Annotated in this window: 12 protein-coding genes; 9 read left to right on the plus strand and 3 right to left on the minus strand. The window is 62.0% G+C overall.

All coding sequences use genetic code 11. The features are described 5' to 3' along the window. Positions 1–29: 29 nt before the first annotated feature. The 5 genes from glgC to bglA are packed head-to-tail and all read left to right on the plus strand — an operon-like array spanning position 30 to position 8,027. Positions 30–1,295: a glucose-1-phosphate adenylyltransferase gene (gene glgC / locus NKH04_RS16935; protein ID WP_353044625.1), complete on the plus strand. Its 1,266-nt coding sequence runs from the start codon at positions 30–32 to the stop codon at positions 1,293–1,295. A gap of 3 nt (positions 1,296–1,298) precedes the next feature. Continuing rightward, positions 1,299–2,744 carry a glycogen synthase GlgA gene (gene glgA / locus NKH04_RS16940; RefSeq protein WP_353044626.1) on the plus strand — a complete coding sequence of 482 codons (1,446 nt, stop codon included), beginning with the start codon at positions 1,299–1,301 and terminating at the stop codon, positions 2,742–2,744. Positions 2,745–2,747: 3 nt separating this feature from the next. Next, positions 2,748–4,376, plus strand: coding sequence for an alpha-D-glucose phosphate-specific phosphoglucomutase (locus NKH04_RS16945; protein ID WP_353044627.1), 1,629 nt, complete (start codon positions 2,748–2,750; stop codon positions 4,374–4,376). Further along, positions 4,376–6,409, plus strand: coding sequence for a glycogen debranching protein GlgX (gene glgX, locus NKH04_RS16950; protein WP_353044628.1), 2,034 nt, complete (start codon positions 4,376–4,378; stop codon positions 6,407–6,409). The genes NKH04_RS16945 and glgX overlap by 1 nt, the downstream gene beginning before the upstream one ends. Then, complete coding sequence (gene bglA, locus NKH04_RS16955; protein ID WP_353044629.1) at positions 6,399–8,027, plus strand: beta-galactosidase BglA; 1,629 nt, start codon at positions 6,399–6,401, stop codon at positions 8,025–8,027. Before glgX ends, bglA begins: the two co-directional genes overlap by 11 nt. Positions 8,028–8,043: 16 nt before the next feature. Here bglA and NKH04_RS16960 read toward each other — a convergent pair whose 3' ends face one another. Both NKH04_RS16960 and NKH04_RS16965 read right to left on the minus strand, forming a co-directional pair. Continuing rightward, complete coding sequence (locus NKH04_RS16960) at positions 8,044–9,828, minus strand: pilus assembly protein TadG-related protein (RefSeq protein ID WP_352470960.1); 1,785 nt, start codon at positions 9,826–9,828, stop codon at positions 8,044–8,046. 1 nt (position 9,829) lies between these two features. Next, positions 9,830–10,309 (minus strand): TadE family protein, encoded by a 480-nt coding sequence (locus tag NKH04_RS16965; RefSeq protein WP_084641571.1) that lies wholly within the window; start codon positions 10,307–10,309, stop codon positions 9,830–9,832. A 381-nt stretch (positions 10,310–10,690) separates the two neighbouring features. Between NKH04_RS16965 and NKH04_RS16970 the strand changes: the two genes are divergently transcribed. The 4 genes from NKH04_RS16970 to NKH04_RS16985 all read left to right on the plus strand — a co-directional run bounded on the left by NKH04_RS16970 (position 10,691) and on the right by NKH04_RS16985 (position 16,105). Then, entirely contained in the window at positions 10,691–12,283 is a 1,593-nt protein-coding gene (locus tag NKH04_RS16970) for a peptide ABC transporter substrate-binding protein (RefSeq protein ID WP_352771877.1), read from the plus strand. Between the two features lie 166 nt (positions 12,284–12,449). Continuing rightward, positions 12,450–13,373 (plus strand): ABC transporter permease subunit, encoded by a 924-nt coding sequence (locus tag NKH04_RS16975; protein WP_352470962.1) that lies wholly within the window; start codon positions 12,450–12,452, stop codon positions 13,371–13,373. Beyond that, positions 13,366–14,484: an ABC transporter permease gene (locus tag NKH04_RS16980; protein ID WP_353044630.1), complete on the plus strand. Its 1,119-nt coding sequence runs from the start codon at positions 13,366–13,368 to the stop codon at positions 14,482–14,484. The genes NKH04_RS16975 and NKH04_RS16980 overlap by 8 nt, the downstream gene beginning before the upstream one ends. 1 nt (position 14,485) lies before the next feature. Beyond that, on the plus strand, positions 14,486–16,105 hold the full coding sequence (locus NKH04_RS16985; protein ID WP_352850270.1) for an ABC transporter ATP-binding protein: 1,620 nt from the start codon (positions 14,486–14,488) through the stop codon (positions 16,103–16,105). Here the strand turns inward: NKH04_RS16985 and NKH04_RS16990 are convergent. Beyond that, complete coding sequence (locus tag NKH04_RS16990) at positions 16,080–17,597, minus strand: site-specific integrase (protein WP_353044631.1); 1,518 nt, start codon at positions 17,595–17,597, stop codon at positions 16,080–16,082. The genes NKH04_RS16985 and NKH04_RS16990 overlap by 26 nt on opposite strands. Position 17,598 lies beyond the last annotated feature (1 nt).

Genomic DNA, 17,598 nt, shown 5'->3' on the forward strand with positions numbered 1-17,598 from the left:
TCTGGAGCATCTAACCTGGGAGGATAGGAATGGCTGAAACAAAACGAACACAGCCGCTGGCACGCGACGCCATGGCTTATGTGCTGGCCGGCGGCCGTGGCAGCCGGCTCAAGGAACTGACCGACCGCCGCGCCAAACCGGCGGTCTATTTCGGCGGCAAGACCCGCATCATCGATTTCGCGCTCTCCAATGCGCTCAATTCCGGTATCCGCCGCCTCGGCGTCGCCACCCAGTACAAGGCGCATTCGCTGATCCGCCATCTGCAGCGCGGCTGGAACTTCCTGCGGCCCGAGCGCAACGAGAGTTTCGACATTCTGCCGGCCAGCCAGCGTGTGTCGGAAACGCAATGGTATGAGGGCACCGCCGACGCCGTGTACCAGAACGTCGACATCATCGAGGCCTACGGGCCGGAATACATGGTCATCCTGGCCGGCGACCACATCTACAAGATGGACTACGAAATGATGCTGCGCCAGCATGTCGAGGCCGGCGCCGATGTCACCGTCGGCTGCCTCGAAGTGCCGCGCATGGAAGCCACCGGCTTCGGCGTCATGCATGTCGATCCCAAGGACACTATCATCTCCTTCATCGAAAAGCCCGCCGATCCGCCGGGCATTCCCGACAAACCGGATTTCGCGCTGGCCTCGATGGGCATCTATGTGTTCAAGACCAAATTCCTGATGGAGCAATTGCGTCGCGATGCGGCGGAGCCCGGCTCGAGCCGCGACTTCGGCAAGGACATCATCCCCTACATCGTCGAGCACGGAAAGGCGATCGCCCATCGTTTTGCCAAATCCTGCGTGCGCTCGACCGCCGAGAACGAGGCCTATTGGCGCGACGTCGGCACGGTCGACGCCTATTGGGAGGCCAATATCGACCTGACCGACATCACGCCGGAACTCGACCTTTACGACCGCGATTGGCCGATCTGGACCTATGCCGAGTTGAAGCCGCCGGCAAAATTCGTGCACGACGAGGATGGCCGCCGCGGGTCGGCCGTGTCGTCTCTCGTGTCGGGCGATTGCATCGTTTCGGGCGCTTCGCTGAAGCGAAGCCTGATCTTCACCGGCGCGCGCATCAATTCCTATTCGACGCTGGAGGAGGTCGTCATGCTGCCGGACGTCCATGTCGGCCGCAACGCCAGGCTGAAGCGCGTGGTCATCGATCACGGCGTCAGGATCCCGGAGGGTCTGGTGGTCGGCGAGGATCCCGTCCTCGACGCCAAGCGTTTCCGCGTTTCGGAAAAAGGCATCTGCCTCGTCACGCAGGACATGATCAACAGGCTGGGATCGTAGTGCATGCAGGTTCTGTCGGTGGCGCCCGAGATCTTTCCGCTGGTCAAGACGGGCGGGCTCGCCGACGTGACCGGCGCCTTGCCCGTGGCATTGGCCGGCAAGGGCGTCACCATGCGCACGCTCGTCCCCGGCTATCCTCAGGTGATGGGCGCCTTCAGGAAAAAGAAGCCGGTTCAGCAATATCCATTGCTGCAGGGCGGCAAGGCTTCGGTGTATGCCGCCCAGATCGCCGGGCTCGACCTGTTCGTGCTTGACGCGCCGCATCTTTTCGACCGTCCCGGCGGCCCATACGGCAACGCGACAGGCGCCGACTGGCCGGACAATTGGCGGCGGTTCGCGGCCTTGAGCCAGGTAGGCGGTGATATTGCCGGCGGCGCGATCTCGGGCTACCTGCCCGATATCGTCCATGCCCATGACTGGCAGTCGGCAATGACGCTTGCCTACATGCGCTACGGCAAGGCGGTCGGCACGCCGTCGATGATCACCGTGCACAACCTAGCCTTCCAAGGCCAGTTCGGCGCCGGCATCTTTGGCGAGCTTGGCCTGCCGGCGGCGGCGATGGCGCTCGACGGCGTCGAATATTACGGCGGCGTCGGCTTCCTCAAGGCCGGCCTGCAGGCGGCGTGGGCGATCACCACGGTCAGCCCGACCTATGCGCAGGAAATCCGCTTGCCCGAATTCGGCATGGGCCTCGACGGCCTGATCAACATGCGCTCCGTCGATCTCCATGGCATCGTCAACGGCATCGATACCGAGATCTGGAACCCGGAAACCGACAAGCATCTGGTCTCCAACTACACCGCAAAGACGCTCAAGGCGCGAATGCCCAACAAGGCCGCGGTCGAGGACCGTTTCAGCCTCGATCGCGATGACAGCCCGATCGTCTGCGTCGTCAGCCGGCTGACCTGGCAAAAGGGCATGGACATACTGGCTGCGGCCATCGACGGCATCGTTGCAAGAGGTGCACGGCTGGCGATCCTCGGCTCCGGCGACGCTGGGCTGGAAGGCGCGTTGCTTGCCGCCGCAGCCCGCCATCGCGGCCGCATCGGCGTCGTCGTCGGCTATGACGAGGGACTCTCCCACACCATGCAGGGCGGCTGCGACGCAATCATTATCCCATCGCGCTTCGAACCTTGCGGGCTGACACAGCTTTACGGCCTGCGCTATGGCTGCTTGCCGGTCGTCGCGCGCACCGGCGGCCTTGCCGACACGATCATCGATGCCAACGAAGCCGCCATCTCTGCCGGCGTGGCGACCGGTTTCCAGTTTGCGCCCGCCAATGCCGGCGCCTTGCTGCACGCCGTCCGCCGCCTTGTCGAGGCGCATGCCAATCCGGCGGTGTGGACGTCGATGCAGCGGCAAGGCATGAAGGCCGACGTTTCGTGGGACAAGAGCGCCGAAAAATATGTCCAACTCTATCGCTTGCTGCTTTCGAAAAGGGCTGCCTGACTGATGATCCGCACCGTCGCCACCAAACCCTATCCCGACCAGAAGCCCGGCACCTCCGGGCTGCGCAAGAAAGTCCCGGTGTTCCAGCAGGAGCACTATGCCGAGAACTTCATCCAGTCGATCTTCGATGCGCTGGACGGGTTCGAGGGCAAAACCCTGGTGATCGGCGGCGACGGCCGCTTCTATAACCGCGAGGTCATCCAGAAGGCCATCGCCATGGCCGCGGCAAACGGCTTCGGCAAGGTGATGGTCGGGCAGGGCGGCATCTTGTCGACGCCGGCCGCTTCGCATGTCATCCGCAAATACAAGACCTTTGGCGGCATCATCCTGTCGGCCAGCCACAATCCGGGTGGCCCGCATGAGGATTTCGGCATCAAGTACAATGCCGGCAATGGCGGCCCGGCGCCGGAAAAGCTGACCGACGCGATCTTCGAAAAAACCAAGGCGATTTCAAGCTTCAAGATCGCCGATATCGGGCAGGTCGACATCGACACGATCGGCACGCTCAAGACGGGGGACATGACCGTCGAAATCATCGATCCTGTCGCCGACTATGCCGAACTGATGGAAAGCCTGTTCGATTTCGACGCATTGCGGGCGCTGTTCGGGTCGGGCTTCCGCATGCGCTTCGACGCCATGCATGCGGTGACCGGCCCCTACGCCAAGGAGATCCTCGAAAACCGGCTCGGCGCGCCCAACGGCACCGCCCGCAATTTCATTCCACTGCCGGATTTCGGCGGCCATCATCCCGATCCCAATCTGGTGCACGCAAAACACCTTTACGACGAGATGATGGGGCCGGATGCGCCAGACTTTGGCGCCGCCTCGGATGGCGACGGCGACCGCAACCTGATTATCGGCAAGGGAATTTTCATCACTCCGTCGGATTCGGTGGCGATGCTCGCCGCCAACGCCCATCTGGCGCCGGGCTACAAGGCCGGGCTGAAAGGCATCGCTCGCTCGATGCCGACCAGCGGTGCTGCCGACCGGGTCGCCGAAAAGCTCGGCATCGGCATCTACGAGACGCCGACCGGCTGGAAATTTTTCGGCAATCTGCTCGATGCCGGCATGGCAACGATCTGTGGCGAGGAGAGTGCGGGGACCGGCTCCAACCATGTCCGCGAAAAGGACGGCCTGTGGGCTGTGCTTTTATGGCTCAACATCCTTGCCGTTCGCGGCGAAAGCGCCAAGCAGATCGTCACCCAGCATTGGACGGCCTATGGCCGTAACTATTATTCGCGCCACGACTACGAGGAGGTCGAGACCGATCGTGCCAACGCGCTCGTCGGCGAGTTGCGCGCCAAGCTCGGCTCGCTGCCTGGCACCAGCGTGCGCGGCATGACGATCGCCAGCGCCGATGATTTCGCCTATCACGATCCGGTCGACGGCTCGGTCAGCAGGAAACAGGGCATCAGGGTGCTGTTCGAAGGCGGCTCACGCGTCGTCTTCCGCCTGTCCGGCACCGGCACCTCGGGCGCGACGCTGCGGCTTTATGTCGAGCGCTACGAGCCGGACAAGAACCGCCACGATCTCGACACCCAGGAGGCGCTTGCCGATCTGATCGCGGCGGCCGACGACATTGCGGGAATTCGCAGCCATACCGGCCGCGCCAAGCCGAGCGTCATCACCTGATGTCGTTGGGACTATCCGCCGGCTATCGTCCGCGATTTGGCGGGCTTGCCGGGGAGGGCGGTATCCGCTTCGCCGCATGGTCCTCGTCGGCTCGGCGCATCTGGGTCTCGATTTTCGACGAACACGGCAACCGCGAAATCGACCGGCTGGAACTCCAGCCCGAGGGCGACGGCGTGCATACGCTTTTTATTGCCGGTCTCGCCGCCGGCACCCGATACGGGTTCCGCGCCGATGGCGACTACGCGCCGGAACACGGTCTCTGGTTCGATCCCGACAGGCTGCTGGCCGATCCCTACGCCGTCGAGATCGACAGGCCCTATGCCTATGACGGCCGGCTCGCCGCGCGCCGGGGCGAGGGGGCCGACACTGCGCCGCTGATGCCGAAAGCCATCGCCGGCGCCTTGCCGGGACCCTTGCCCGCCTTGCCGCCGCTGTTTCGGCCCGGCGGCCTTATCTACGAAGTGCCGGTACGCGCCTTCACAAAGCTGCATCCCGACATTCCCGAGAAGCAACGCGGCACCATTGCAGCGCTCGCTCACCCCCTCGTTGTCGAGCATCTGCAAAAACTCGGCGTGGCAGCCATTGAGTTGATGCCGGTGACTGCATCGATCGACGAACGGCATTTACCGCCGCTCGATCTGCGCAACGCCTGGGGTTATAATCCCGTGACCTTCATGGCGCTCGATCCGCGACTGGCGCCCGGCGGTCTGGCCGAGTTGCGCGGAACGGTCGCCGCGCTGCGCGAGGCCGGCATCGGCACCATTCTCGACCTGGTGTTCAACCATACCGGCGAAAGCGACCGGCTCGGCCCGACATTGTCGCTGCGCGGGCTCGACAGCCGCGCCTATTATCGGCACGAGGCCGACGGCGCTCTGGTCAATGACACCGGAACCGGCAATACGCTCGCCTGCGAGCATCCGGTCGTCCGGGAAATGGTCCTCGACACGCTTCGCCACTTTGTCCAGCGCGCCGGTGTCGACGGATTCCGCTTCGACCTGGCGCCGATCCTCGGCCGCGTCGACGGCGTTTTCGACGCCGATGCGCCGCTGCTGAACGCCATTCGCAACGACCCTGTTCTTGGCGACCGGGTGCTGATCGCCGAGCCTTGGGATATCGGACCGGATGGCTATCAGCTCGGCAATTTTCCGCCGCCCTTCCTCGAATGGAACGACAAATACCGCGACGATATCCGCCGCTTCTGGCGCGGCGACGGCGGCATGATCGGTGCGCTGGCGACGCGGCTTGCGGGTTCGTCCGACGTCTTTACCAAAGCAGACCAGACAACGAGCCGCAGCGTCAATTTCATCGCCGCGCATGACGGCATGACGCTGGCCGATATCGTCGCCTACGGGCACAAGCACAACGAGGCCAATGGCGAACAGAACCGCGATGGTCACGACGACAACCTGTCCTGGAACAATGGCGTCGAGGGCGAGACCAGCGACCAGTCAATCGTTACGGCCCGTTTCGATGACCAGCGCGCGCTGCTGGCGACGCTCTTTGCCTCGCGCGGCACGATCATGCTGACGGCCGGCGACGAGTTCGGCCGCACGCAGCGCGGCAACAACAACGCCTACGCGCAGGACAATGACATCACCTGGCTCGACTGGGCCGGGCGCGACCTGGCGCTCGAGCATCATACGGCTCTGCTCGCCAGGATGCGTCGCGCCGTGCCGGCGCTCTTGGACACAGCATTCCTGACCGGAGAACCGCCTGCGGGTTCGGAAATCGCAGACGTAGCCTGGCTGACGGAAACCGGCGTGCAGTTCGACGAGGCAGCCTGGGACGATGCCAGGCGGCACCGGCTGGTCATGGTTCTCGGTGGCGGTGAGAACAGTCGCCTTGCGGTGGTCATCAATGGCGACCGCCGGGCCTGCATGTTCACGCTGCCGGAACGGGCGGGTTTTCATTGGCGCCCACCCATCGAAACGGATAGTAGCGATATCTCGCGGCCGGTGCCTGGGCGAACAGTCCTGTTCATGATCGAAAGCAGGACAGCGCGTGCGGGCGCAGGGGAGAGCCATGATGGCTGACAATGCCGAATGGTGGCGCGGCTGCGTCATCTACCAGATCTACCCGCGCTCCTTCCAGGACACGACAGGCGACGGCAGCGGCGATCTCAGCGGCGTCACCTCGAGGCTGGCCCATGTCGCATCGCTGGGTGTCGACGCCGTCTGGCTCTCGCCTTTTTTCAGGTCGCCAATGGCCGATATGGGTTACGACGTTTCGGATTACTGCGCCGTCGATCCGATGTTCGGCACATTAGAGGATTTCGACGCACTGATTGCGGAGGCGCACCGGCTCGGCCTGAAGGTGATCATCGATCAGGTCTTGTCGCATTCGTCGGATCGGCACGAATGGTTCGTCGAAAGCCGCACGAGCCACGACAACCCCAAGGCCGACTGGTACGTCTGGGCCGATGCGAAGCCCGACGGCACCGCCCCCAATAACTGGCTGTCGCTTTTCGGCGGCCCGGCCTGGGAATGGGACGCAACGCGCAGGCAATATTACCTGCACAATTTCCTCGCCTCGCAGCCGGACCTGAATTTCCACAACCCGCAGGTGCAGGACGCCTTGCTAGAAACGGTGCGGTTCTGGCTGGAGCGCGGCGTCGACGGTTTCCGGATGGATACGGTCAACTATTACGTCCACGACCGCTGGCTGCGCAGCAACCCGCCTTTGGCGGAAAGCGTCGCCGGCACCAATACGGCAACCAGCCCCTATCTCTATCAGGAGCATCTGTTCGACAAGAGCCAGCCGGAAAACCTTGCTTTCCTCAGGCGCTTCCGGGCCTTGCTTGACGAATATGAAGGCCGCGCCGCTGTCGGCGAGATTGGCGACGAAACGCGTTCCTTGCAGACACTCGCCGCCTATACCGGCGGTGGCGACAAGCTCCAAATGTCCTACACCTTCGACCTGCTCGGCCCGCAATTCTCGGCGTCTCATGTGCGTGGCTGTGTCGAGGCCTTCGAGAGTAAGGTGTTCGACGGCTGGGTTTGCTGGGCGTTCTCCAACCACGATGTCGTGCGCCATGTCAGTCGATGGACAAGGCCGGGCGGCGATCCGGACAGGGTGGCGAAATTCTCGATCGTGCTGCTTTCCTGCCTGCGCGGATCGATCTGCCTCTACCAGGGCGAAGAACTCGGGTTGGAGGAGGCCGAACTGGCGTTCGAGGATTTGCGCGATCCTTTCGGCATCCGCTTCTGGCCGGGGATCAAGGGGCGGGATGGGTGCCGAACGCCGATGGTCTGGGAGGCTGGCGCCGACAATGCCGGCTTTTCGACGGGCAAGCCGTGGCTTCCGGTCCCGGCAAGCCATCGCGACCGGACGGTCGACGTCCAGGACGGCGAGCAAACCTCCGTCCTGGCGAGCTACCGGGCGATGCTGGCCTTGCGCAAGCAGCATCCGGCGCTGGTTCGAGGCTCGATCCGGTTCCTCGATGCGGAAGGCGACGTCCTGGCTTTCATTCGCGAAGGCGGTGACGAAAAGCTGCTCTGTGTCTTCAATTTCGCCGACGAGCCGGCCGGCTGGCAATTGCCAACGGATCTGGAAGCGATAGAGCCGAGAGATCTTGGCGGTGCTGCCGGCGTCTTGCAGGAAAGAACTCTGTCGCTGCCGCCGCTGGGCTGCTTCCTCGGCCGGATTGGCTGAGCTCTATTTCATCATCTCATTGAACAAGCACGGAGCGCCCGCAAGTCGCGCCGACAACCCGCACATCGGCCTCGCCGACATGCACGCCGACAGCTGCAAGCACGTTATAGACCAGTTCGTCGACCGGCGCCGTCACGCCGTTCAGAACCGTTACCACCGCCGGCTTAACCGTTCCGAGCAGGGCCGTCACGTCCAGCCCGAGGCCCAGTGCATTGACCGAGAGCGAGAGGCCGCTGACCAGCGATGTCGTGAGTGATTGCGTCAGGTTTTTTGTGGCGACAGTTTTTATCGTCTTGTTGGCGATATCGGTGCTGTCGAACGTCAATGTGGTCGGATCGTTGTTGGTGATGGCAAGTGATGACGAACCCTTCACATCAAGCAGATTGAGGGTAAGCAGCAGAAGCTTCACGCTTACCTGGGCAATCGTGGCATCGGAGAACGATTGCGGATTGCTGAAATCGGCGAAAGCCGATGCGTTGTTGTCGGCGTCGCTGGCGGCAAGGTGCAGCGAGGCCACGCCAGGCTGCGCGGCGATCGAGACCTTGATGCTATCCGGCCGGCCGGTCGGGCAGCTGATGTCGGTTAGCTTGGCTTCCGCATAGGCGACTTCGACATGCAGAGGCAGGTTGACGGACAGCAGACTGATGCCGCCGCCCAGATTGGAATTGCCGATGCCCACGGTGGTGACCAGCTTGATGCGCGTCTGCGCGGTGCGCACCACGGTGCCTTTTTCCCCGACGGCCAGCCAGGGTGAGTATTGCATCGGTTCACCGATGGCGATGGCGAGCGTGGTGGAGGTAAGTCCCGGAATAGTGGCGCCGAGATCGACCTGGACCTGGTTTGAGCCATTGGCCAGCGAGGCGGCGGCACCCAGCATGCCCATCGCGCTTGCGTCGACGGAAAAGCCGGGAGACTTTTGTCCGAGGCCGAGCCTGCCGATCGAGCCAAGATCGATAAGATGACTGAGGGGTATCTTGACCGTGTTGGTGGCCCTCGACGCGATCGTCTGCAGCACAAGTTTGCTGGCGCTACCCGATCCGGACGCATTGGCCATGGCGGTCGCGATCTGGCCTACCGTCGCTTTTGACGCCAGAACGTCGGAATAGCTGACACCTGTCAGTTGCAACTGTACGGCAAGGGCATCGACGAACGAAAGCACGTTGACATCGGCCGAGATCAGCGCGTTGTAGTCCATGACGCTGAGCGAAATGTTGGCGCCCAGCAACTTGCTGAGAAGCGCGTTGAGGATGCCGCCATTGACGCTGAGGAGCCTGGACCCGACCGAGAACATCGCTTGCGGGGTCACGCTGGCAATGGCTTCGGTGCCGACAACCGGAGTAGGGATGAGCGAACTGGCGAAATACCGGGCGGGGATTTTTCGCAGAGTGACGCGAACGGCGTTGTAAGGCGTTTTGCCGGCTTCGAAGCGCTTGTCGACACCAACGGAGGACGCCGCTGAGTATCGGCCGCCGGTGACCGACACGACGGTTTTGCCAACCGTGGGAACGATTGTCTGACCTGCCTTTTGAACAATGATGCCGGGCATTCGGTTGTCACTGAGCGTGGTTACCGCCGCGGCTTCCATATTGTTGATGTTCGACGCCGCGGTGATCGCCGCCAGATCGGTCATCGCCTGGGCTTCCCTGCGCTCCGTGTAGATCGAACCTTCGTCGACAGCGAAGGCAGCCAGCCCCAGCGCGAATGGCGCTGTCAGCGCCGTCATGACGGCAAAGTTCGCCTTCTTGTCGCCAACCATCGAGCGAGCGATCCGCCCGATGCTCCTCAGCAAGAACTGCGACATTTCAAATGCCTCCAATCCTGATGGTAGATCTGCGCGACATCGTGGTTTGCGGCATCGCAAGGCTTGGTAATAGGTTCCAGATCGGCAGGTTGCTGGCATCGTACTGGATCGACACGACGAACTGATTTCCGTCGGCCGTGCTGTCCGTCGCCTGATAGGTCAGCTTGCCGGAATCGACAAACGGGTATCCACTGGCATTGTTTTTGACGAAACTCGCCACCAGCGCCTGGCGCTCGGTTTGATTCAATCCGGCAATTGCGGTGCGGGCGGCATCGGCGGCGATTTGCTGCAAGGAGTTGCTTGCACCAAAATAGATACCATATGCAACCATTCCGAGCAAAAGAAGGATAAAGATTGGGGAAAGCAGGGCGAACTCGACCGCGGAAGTTCCGGACTCTTCTCCAATTTTGCGTAGATTCGTCCGTATGTGGCGCAATATTTTACGCTTCAATGCGACAGTATTACTGTCTATCTTGTTCATTGCCCTTGCCCGTTGGAACCCAAGGTCGATGTGCCGATTCCATCGAAATTTGTAACCCTTGGTTGCCTAAGAACCAATTAATACATTCCGGTAAACTGAAAAGATCGGCCAGATTATTTCCCAGATCGGCGTTCTGGCCAGGAAACCCAGTCAAACTCATGGTTTCGACCATTGATTGGCCGCCCGCAAAACGACTGCCCCGGCCCCCTTACTTTGGGTGACCCCGAGAGTCTGTTGAAATAAAAAATCTCCACGTTACTGTTTGGCCACCAGCTGCCGGAAAGGGAACCGGCTGCGCGCTCGAAAGGAACCAGCCAATCGGTTTCGGGGCGTCAACACTTCGAGACGTGGCCGAAGGGCGACGTCGTTAGGGAGAACTCCATGCTGAAACATGTGCTGAAGGCGACGGTACTCGCCACGACCATGGTCTTGGCTGCCGGTACGTTCTACACGCCGGCTTTCGCCGAGACCGTCTACAACCGCGGAGCCGCCGCCGAAGCGGAGACGCTCGATCCGCACAAGACCTCGACGGTCTACGAAGCCGATATCATACGCGACCTGTTCCAGGGCCTCGTCATGCATGACCAGAAGACGAATCTCATTCCGGGCGCCGCTGAAAGCTGGACGGTGTCCGACGACGGCACTGTCTACACCTTCAAGCTGCGCAAGGACGGCCTCTGGTCGGATGGCAGCCCGGTGACGGCGGACGACTTCGTTTATTCGTTCCGTCGGCTGGAAGATCCGGCCACCGCTGCGGAATACGCTTCCATGCTCTATCCAGTGAAGGGTGCCGAGGAAGTCAACACCAAGAAGGGCAAGCCGGAGGATATGGGCGTCAAGGCGATTGACGCAAATACCCTCGAAGTCACGCTCAAGGCGCCAACGCCTTACTTCCTGGAGATGCTGACCCATCAGGCGACCTATCCGGTTAACAAGGCGTCTATCGAAAAGCTTGGCGCCGACTGGATCAAGGCAGGCAAGCTGGTCTCGAACGGGGCCTTTACAGCGGCAGAGTGGATTCCCAACGACCATCTGAAGCTGGTCAAGAATCCGAAATTCTGGGACGCCGCCAGCGTCAAGTTGGACGTGGTCAACTACATCCCGACCGAGGATCGCTCGTCCGCGATGAAGCGCTTCGAGGCCGGCGAATTCGACAGTTACGGTGACCTGCCGACCGAACAGCTCGCCGATCTCAAGACCAAATTCGGCGACCAGGTCCGTGTCGGGCCATATCTCGGCATCTACTATTACGCGATCAAGACCGACAAGGCGCCTTGGGACAACGTCGAACTGCGCAACGCTATCTCGATGGCGATCGATCGCGACTTCCTCGCTGAAAAAGTCTGGCAGAATTCGATGCTGCCCGGCTATTCGATGGTCCCTCCGGGTATCCAGGGCTACACGCCGGCACTGGCCAAATACGCCGACATGCCGCAGATCGACCGCGAGGACGCTGCCAAGAAGATCCTCGAGAAACTCGGCTATACACCCGAGCATCCGTTGAAGATGCAGATCCGCTACAACACCTCTGAAAACCACAAGAACACCGCTGTCGCCATCCAGGAACAGTTGAAGCCGCTTGGCGTCGAGGTCACGCTGCTCAACACCGACACCAAGACCCACTACTCCTTCCTCGAGCAGAAGGGCGACTACGATGTGGCGCGTGCCGCCTGGATCGCCGATTACAAGGACCCGGAAACCTTCCTCGGCATATCTCGCAAGGCCAGCGGCAACAATTATTCGAGCTATAACAGCCCGAAATTCGAGGCGGCCATGGACAAGGCTGCCGCCGCCGGCGGCAAGCCCGACCAGCGCATGAAGGAACTCGCCGAGGCCGAGCGCATCCTCGTCGACGACGTCGGCGAGATCCCGCTTCTCTACTACAGCTACCACGACATCGTTTCCTCGAAGCTGCACGGCTTCGACGACAATGTGATGGACATCCATCCGTCCCGCTTCATCAGCAAGGACTGATCCTTTAGCCAGGCCGCCGCGCGACTCAATGCGCGGCGGCGCCGGTTTGCCATCGCATCGGCCCGGGAACCGGATTCGATTTTCGACAATGTCGGTGCGAAGATTTGAAGGCTAGAGCGCAATCGTCCAGCCGGACGCGCGCTGCTCTGGATCAAGCGGGGCATCGATGCTGCGATTCGTTTTCCGGCGGCTCCTGACCGCCATCCCGACGCTGTTCGTCATCGTGACTATAGCGTTCTTCCTGATACGCGTCGCGCCGGGCGGCCCGTTCAACCAGGAGCGGGGCCTGAGCCCCGAGATCAGGGCCAATCTCGAAGCCCAGTTCGGGCTCAACGACCCGCTCTGGCTGCAGTACCTCCATTATTTAGGCAATCTTCTGCGCGGCAATTTCGGCCCCAGCTACAACATGCCGGATTTCACCGTCGGCGAGCTGTTCAGGGAAGGCCTGCCGATCTCGATCCAACTTGGCGCTTCGGCGCTCGTTCTGGCGCTGCTCCTCGGCAGCGTGCTCGGCACTGTTGCCGCGCTCAACCAGAACAAGCTTGCCGACTATTCGGTGATCGCGCTGGCGACCGCCGGCAGCACCATACCAACCTTCGTCATCGCCCCGATAATCCAGCTTGTATTCGGATTGACCTGGAAGCTGCTGCCGATCGGCGGCTGGGGCGATGGAGCCCTCATCAACAAGGTCGGCCCGGTACTGACGCTCGCCCTGCCGCAGATCGCCATCGTTGCCCGCCTGATGCGCGGCTCGATGATCGAATCGCTGCACTCGCATCACATCCGCACCGCGCGCGCTCTCGGCCTGTCCGACTGGTCGGTCGTCGTCAAGCATGCGCTGCGCGGCGCCATCCTGCCGATCGTCTCCTTCACCGGTCCGGCAGCCGCAGCCCTTCTCACCGGCTCGGTCATCGTCGAGACCATCTTCTCTATCCCGGGCATCGGCCGCCATTTTGTCGTTGCTGCACTCAACCGCGACTACACGCTGGTGATGGGGACGGTGGTGGTCATCGCGCTCTTCACCATTGTCTTCAACCTGATCGTCGACGTCCTCTATGGGGTCGTCGATCCGAGGGTGCGCTATGACTGATATCGCAGTTGCCGCACCGGTCGTCGGCCGGTCCCTTTGGGGTGACGCCTGGGCGCGCCTCAAGGCCAATCGCGCGGCCATGTTCAGCCTCTATTATCTTGCCTTCATCGCCGTCATCAGCGTGTTTGGGCCCTATCTCGTGCCGCACCAATACACCACCATCTATGCCGACTATGTCCGTACGCCGCCGAGCTTCTCCGCCTATCCGAAGGCCGACATGATCGAAGGCGCTCTCGATGAGGCGATCAGGCGTATGCGCGTCGACATTACGGAGTGGCGGCAGGAGGACAGCCGTGTGTTCGTTACCGTCAAATCGTCCAAGCCGATCGACGACCGCAACATTCGCTACCTTGATCGTTCCGATACCTTTGATGGCACAAAGATCGAGAGCAAATCGCCGGACGGTCTCGAAATGGTGATGAGTGCCTCGATCAAGCAGCAATATTTCCTGTTCGGCACCGACAATACCGGCCGCGATCTCCTGTCCAGAACGCTGATGGCCGGGCGCATATCGCTGGCCATCGGCCTGCTTGCCGGCATTGTGGCCGTGGTCATCGGCGTGCTCTATGGCGCCACCGCCGGCCTTGCCGGCGGCAGGGTCGACGAGGTGATGATGCGTGTCGTCGACGTGCTTTATTCTTTGCCGTTCATCTTCTTCGTCATCATGCTGGTGGTGTTCTTCGGCAGGAACTTCGTGCTGATGTTCCTGGCGGTCGGCGCGGTGCTGTGGCTCGACATGGCGCGCATCGTTCGCGGACAAGCGCTGTCGATCCGCCGGCAGGAATATGTCCAGGCGGCGGAAGCGATGGGCGTCGGCCAGCGAGGCATTCTGCTGCGCCATGTGATCCCCAATTTGCTCGGGCCGGTGGTGATCTACATGACGCTGCTGGTGCCGCAGGTCATTATACTGGAGAGTTTTTTGTCGTTCCTCGGGCTTGGCGTCCAGGAGCCGATGACCAGCTGGGGCGTGCTGATCTCGGTTGGCGCCCAGAACATCGGCTCGGCCAACTGGCTGCTTCTTTTCCCGGCCTTCTTTCTCGTCTCTACGCTGTTCGCGCTGAACTTCGTCGGCGATGGGCTGCGCGATGCGCTCGACCCGAAGGATCGTTGAGATGGCTGCTTCCGATACCATTCTCAGCGTCAAGGACCTTCGAGTCCGCTTCCGCACCCTCGACGGTGTGGTGGAGGCGGTGAAGGGCATCAATATCCACGTCAAATCAGGCGAAACCGTCGCCGTCGTCGGCGAATCCGGTTCCGGCAAGAGCCAGACGATGATGGCGGCGATGAGCCTGCTCGCCTCGAATGGCGAAGCCACCGGCACCGTCGATTATCGCGGCCGCAATCTTTTGACGCTGGGCAAGCCCGAGCTCAACAAGATCCGCGGCCGCAAGATCAGCATGATCTTCCAGGAGCCGATGACTTCGCTCGACCCGCTCTATTCGATCGGCAACCAGCTGATCGAGCCGATCCGCAAGCATCGCGGACTTGGCGCCGCCGCGGCGCGCGAGGAGGCGCTCAAGCTGCTGCGGCTGGTCCATATTCCCGATCCGGAGCGGCGGATGAAATCCTATCCGCACGAGTTGTCGGGCGGTCAGCGCCAGCGCGTCATGATCGCCATGGCGCTGGCCAACGACCCCGACATACTGATCGCCGACGAGCCGACGACCGCGCTCGACGTCACCATCCAGGCGCAGATCCTCATGCTGCTCGCCGAATTGCAGCGCAAGCTCGGCATGGCGATCGTCTTCATCACCCACGATCTCGGCATCGTCCGGCGCTTTGCCGATCGGGTCTATGTGATGCGCTATGGCGAGGTGGTCGAGGAGGGCGAGGCGGAAGCGATCTTCGCCAACCCGCAGCACGGCTACACCAAGATGCTGCTTGCCGCCGAGCCGACCGGCACCAAGGCGCCGCCGCCTCCGAATGCCCCTGTCCTGCTTGAAGGCAGGAACGTCGAGGTGACCTTCAAGATCGGCGGCGGATTTCTTGGCGGCGAGCCGCTGCTGCTGCGCGCCGTCGATCACATTTCGATACGGCTGAAGCGCAACCAGACGATCGGCATCGTCGGCGAATCCGGCTCGGGAAAATCGACGCTCGGCCGCGCCTTGCTGCGGCTCCTGCCCAGCGACGGTATCATCCGGCTTGGTGACCGCGACATTTCCCACGCCGACCGCCAGGCGATGCGGCCGCTGCGGCGCGAATTGCAGCTGGTTTTCCAGGATCCGTTCGGCTCGCTGTCGCCACGCATGACCGTCGGCCAGATCATCACCGAGGGGCTCCTGGTCCATGAGCCCAATCTGTCGGGCAGGCAGCGCGATCTCCGCGCGGTCGATGCCTTGCTCGAAGTCGGGCTCGACCCGAACACGCGCAACCGCTATCCGCATGAATTCTCCGGCGGTCAGCGGCAGCGCATCGCCATTGCGCGCGCCATGATACTCAAGCCTAAAGTGGTGGTGCTGGACGAGCCGACCTCGGCGCTGGACCGCTCCGTGCAGAAGCAGATCGTCGAATTGCTGCGGAAGCTGCAGGCCGACCACGAACTGTCCTATCTGTTCATCAGCCACGATCTCGCCGTCGTGCGCGCCATGGCCGACTACATCATCGTCATGAAACAGGGCAAGATCGTCGAGGAGGGGCCGGCCGAGGCGATCTTCAGCAATCCGCAGGCAACCTACACACAGACACTGATGGCCGCGGCCATCGATGTCACGCGATTTCGCCTGAGCGCATAGCCTTGCTGGCGATCCGCCACATGTCGACGTCGCACAGCACAGGCCACATGGCGCGGGTATAGCGAAGCACATTCGGGGTGACATCGTCGCCGAGCCCGGCTTCCACGCGGCAGGTGCGGAACGCCTTCTCGATGCGCTTTGTCGGTTCGCCCAGGCTGTCATGGACGACCGGCCCGCAGTCGCAATCGATACGCTTCCAGCGGCGCATATGGGCGATCAGCCGTGACGGCAGTCGCGTCGGCGGACGCCATTTCTTGCTTTTTTTCGCGTGCTGATCTTTGCAATAGAGCACGCCGCGGCCTAGGTCCGGCCAAGCTTCTGCGGCCTCGCCATCCCAATTGAGTTGCAGGATTGAACGATGTCGGCAGCCAGTGTAGAGCCCCACAATGATAAAGCGGCAGAGATGAGCGTACTGACCGTGCTTCCGGCGCAGCCGCAATGCCGCGCGCAGCAGTCCCGCTGCTTCCTCGCGCGTCAGCCAGCGCTCGCGCGCTGCTGGTTTGTCTGGCAAGGTGACGGACGGCTTCGGATCGAGACCGTATTCCTTGGCCCAAAAGTTGATCGCCGAGCGGAGGTCCTCAAGATCGCGACGCGGGCCTGATGTAAAGTCCTTGTCTCGCCACGCCGGGAGTAACGCACGGCGGGTCTCCATCGCCGCAGCGTTGAGCTTGGCGATTCGCTCACGCTCTACCCGATTGCGCTCGCGCGAACGGTGCTCGACATAGGCGCGGCAGCGATCTCCATTGATGTTGGCGACCGGCTCGGTGCCGAAGAATTCGTTCAGAAAACGCATCCTGGCGAGAAATTCCTTGCGACCGGCAATCTTGGCCTGGCGTGCTTCGGTATAGGCGGCGAGGATGTCACCGACAGTCAGGCGGCGGGCATCGGCTCTGGAGATCGGGGGCTGATATTTGCCGGCGGCGGCAGGCCCGAGTTGAGGGTGCAGCATACCTGAAGCGCTAGACACCGCTCCCGTGCGGGCATGATGATGGGTCGTCACGATGGTCCCCTTTTTTGCTCCGAAGTTGTTCCGCCTGCGGACGGGGATCATTAGAAGAGGCAACAAGACCGGCTTTGCAACAAGCAAAATGGGCGATAGTGCCGTGAGATGCAAAGACTTGCGAAAGGCGGCGCAGAATCTCGCCGGCTTGGCTTTCCCGCCGGATGACGAGTCTTGGTGCATTCCCGGAGGGCGGCTGACAGCCGCATCAAAATGGTGGCTCGGGCTATCCCATGTTCCGGTTGCAACCGAGGTGTAAATCTCACGCCGGCCTTCACGGGACGATTTGGCATTTCGAAGCGGGGGAGGTTTCCGGTGCCTTGGAAATCTCGCTTTTTTCGGTGACGAACATGCGTTAGCAATAGCCGCGATCCGATGCCACTGCGGGCACCGCGTAGCCTCTCCTCGGCCAAACCTCTTTTTGTCGAATGTACAGGCGCAACTTGGAAGAGCCCCTACGAGCCCTGAGCCATTGCCTCCCGGGTTGGACAAT

Origin of the sequence: Mesorhizobium sp. M1365 (genome assembly GCF_040317865.1) — a bacterium.
Classification (GTDB): Bacteria; Pseudomonadota; Alphaproteobacteria; order Rhizobiales; family Rhizobiaceae; genus Mesorhizobium.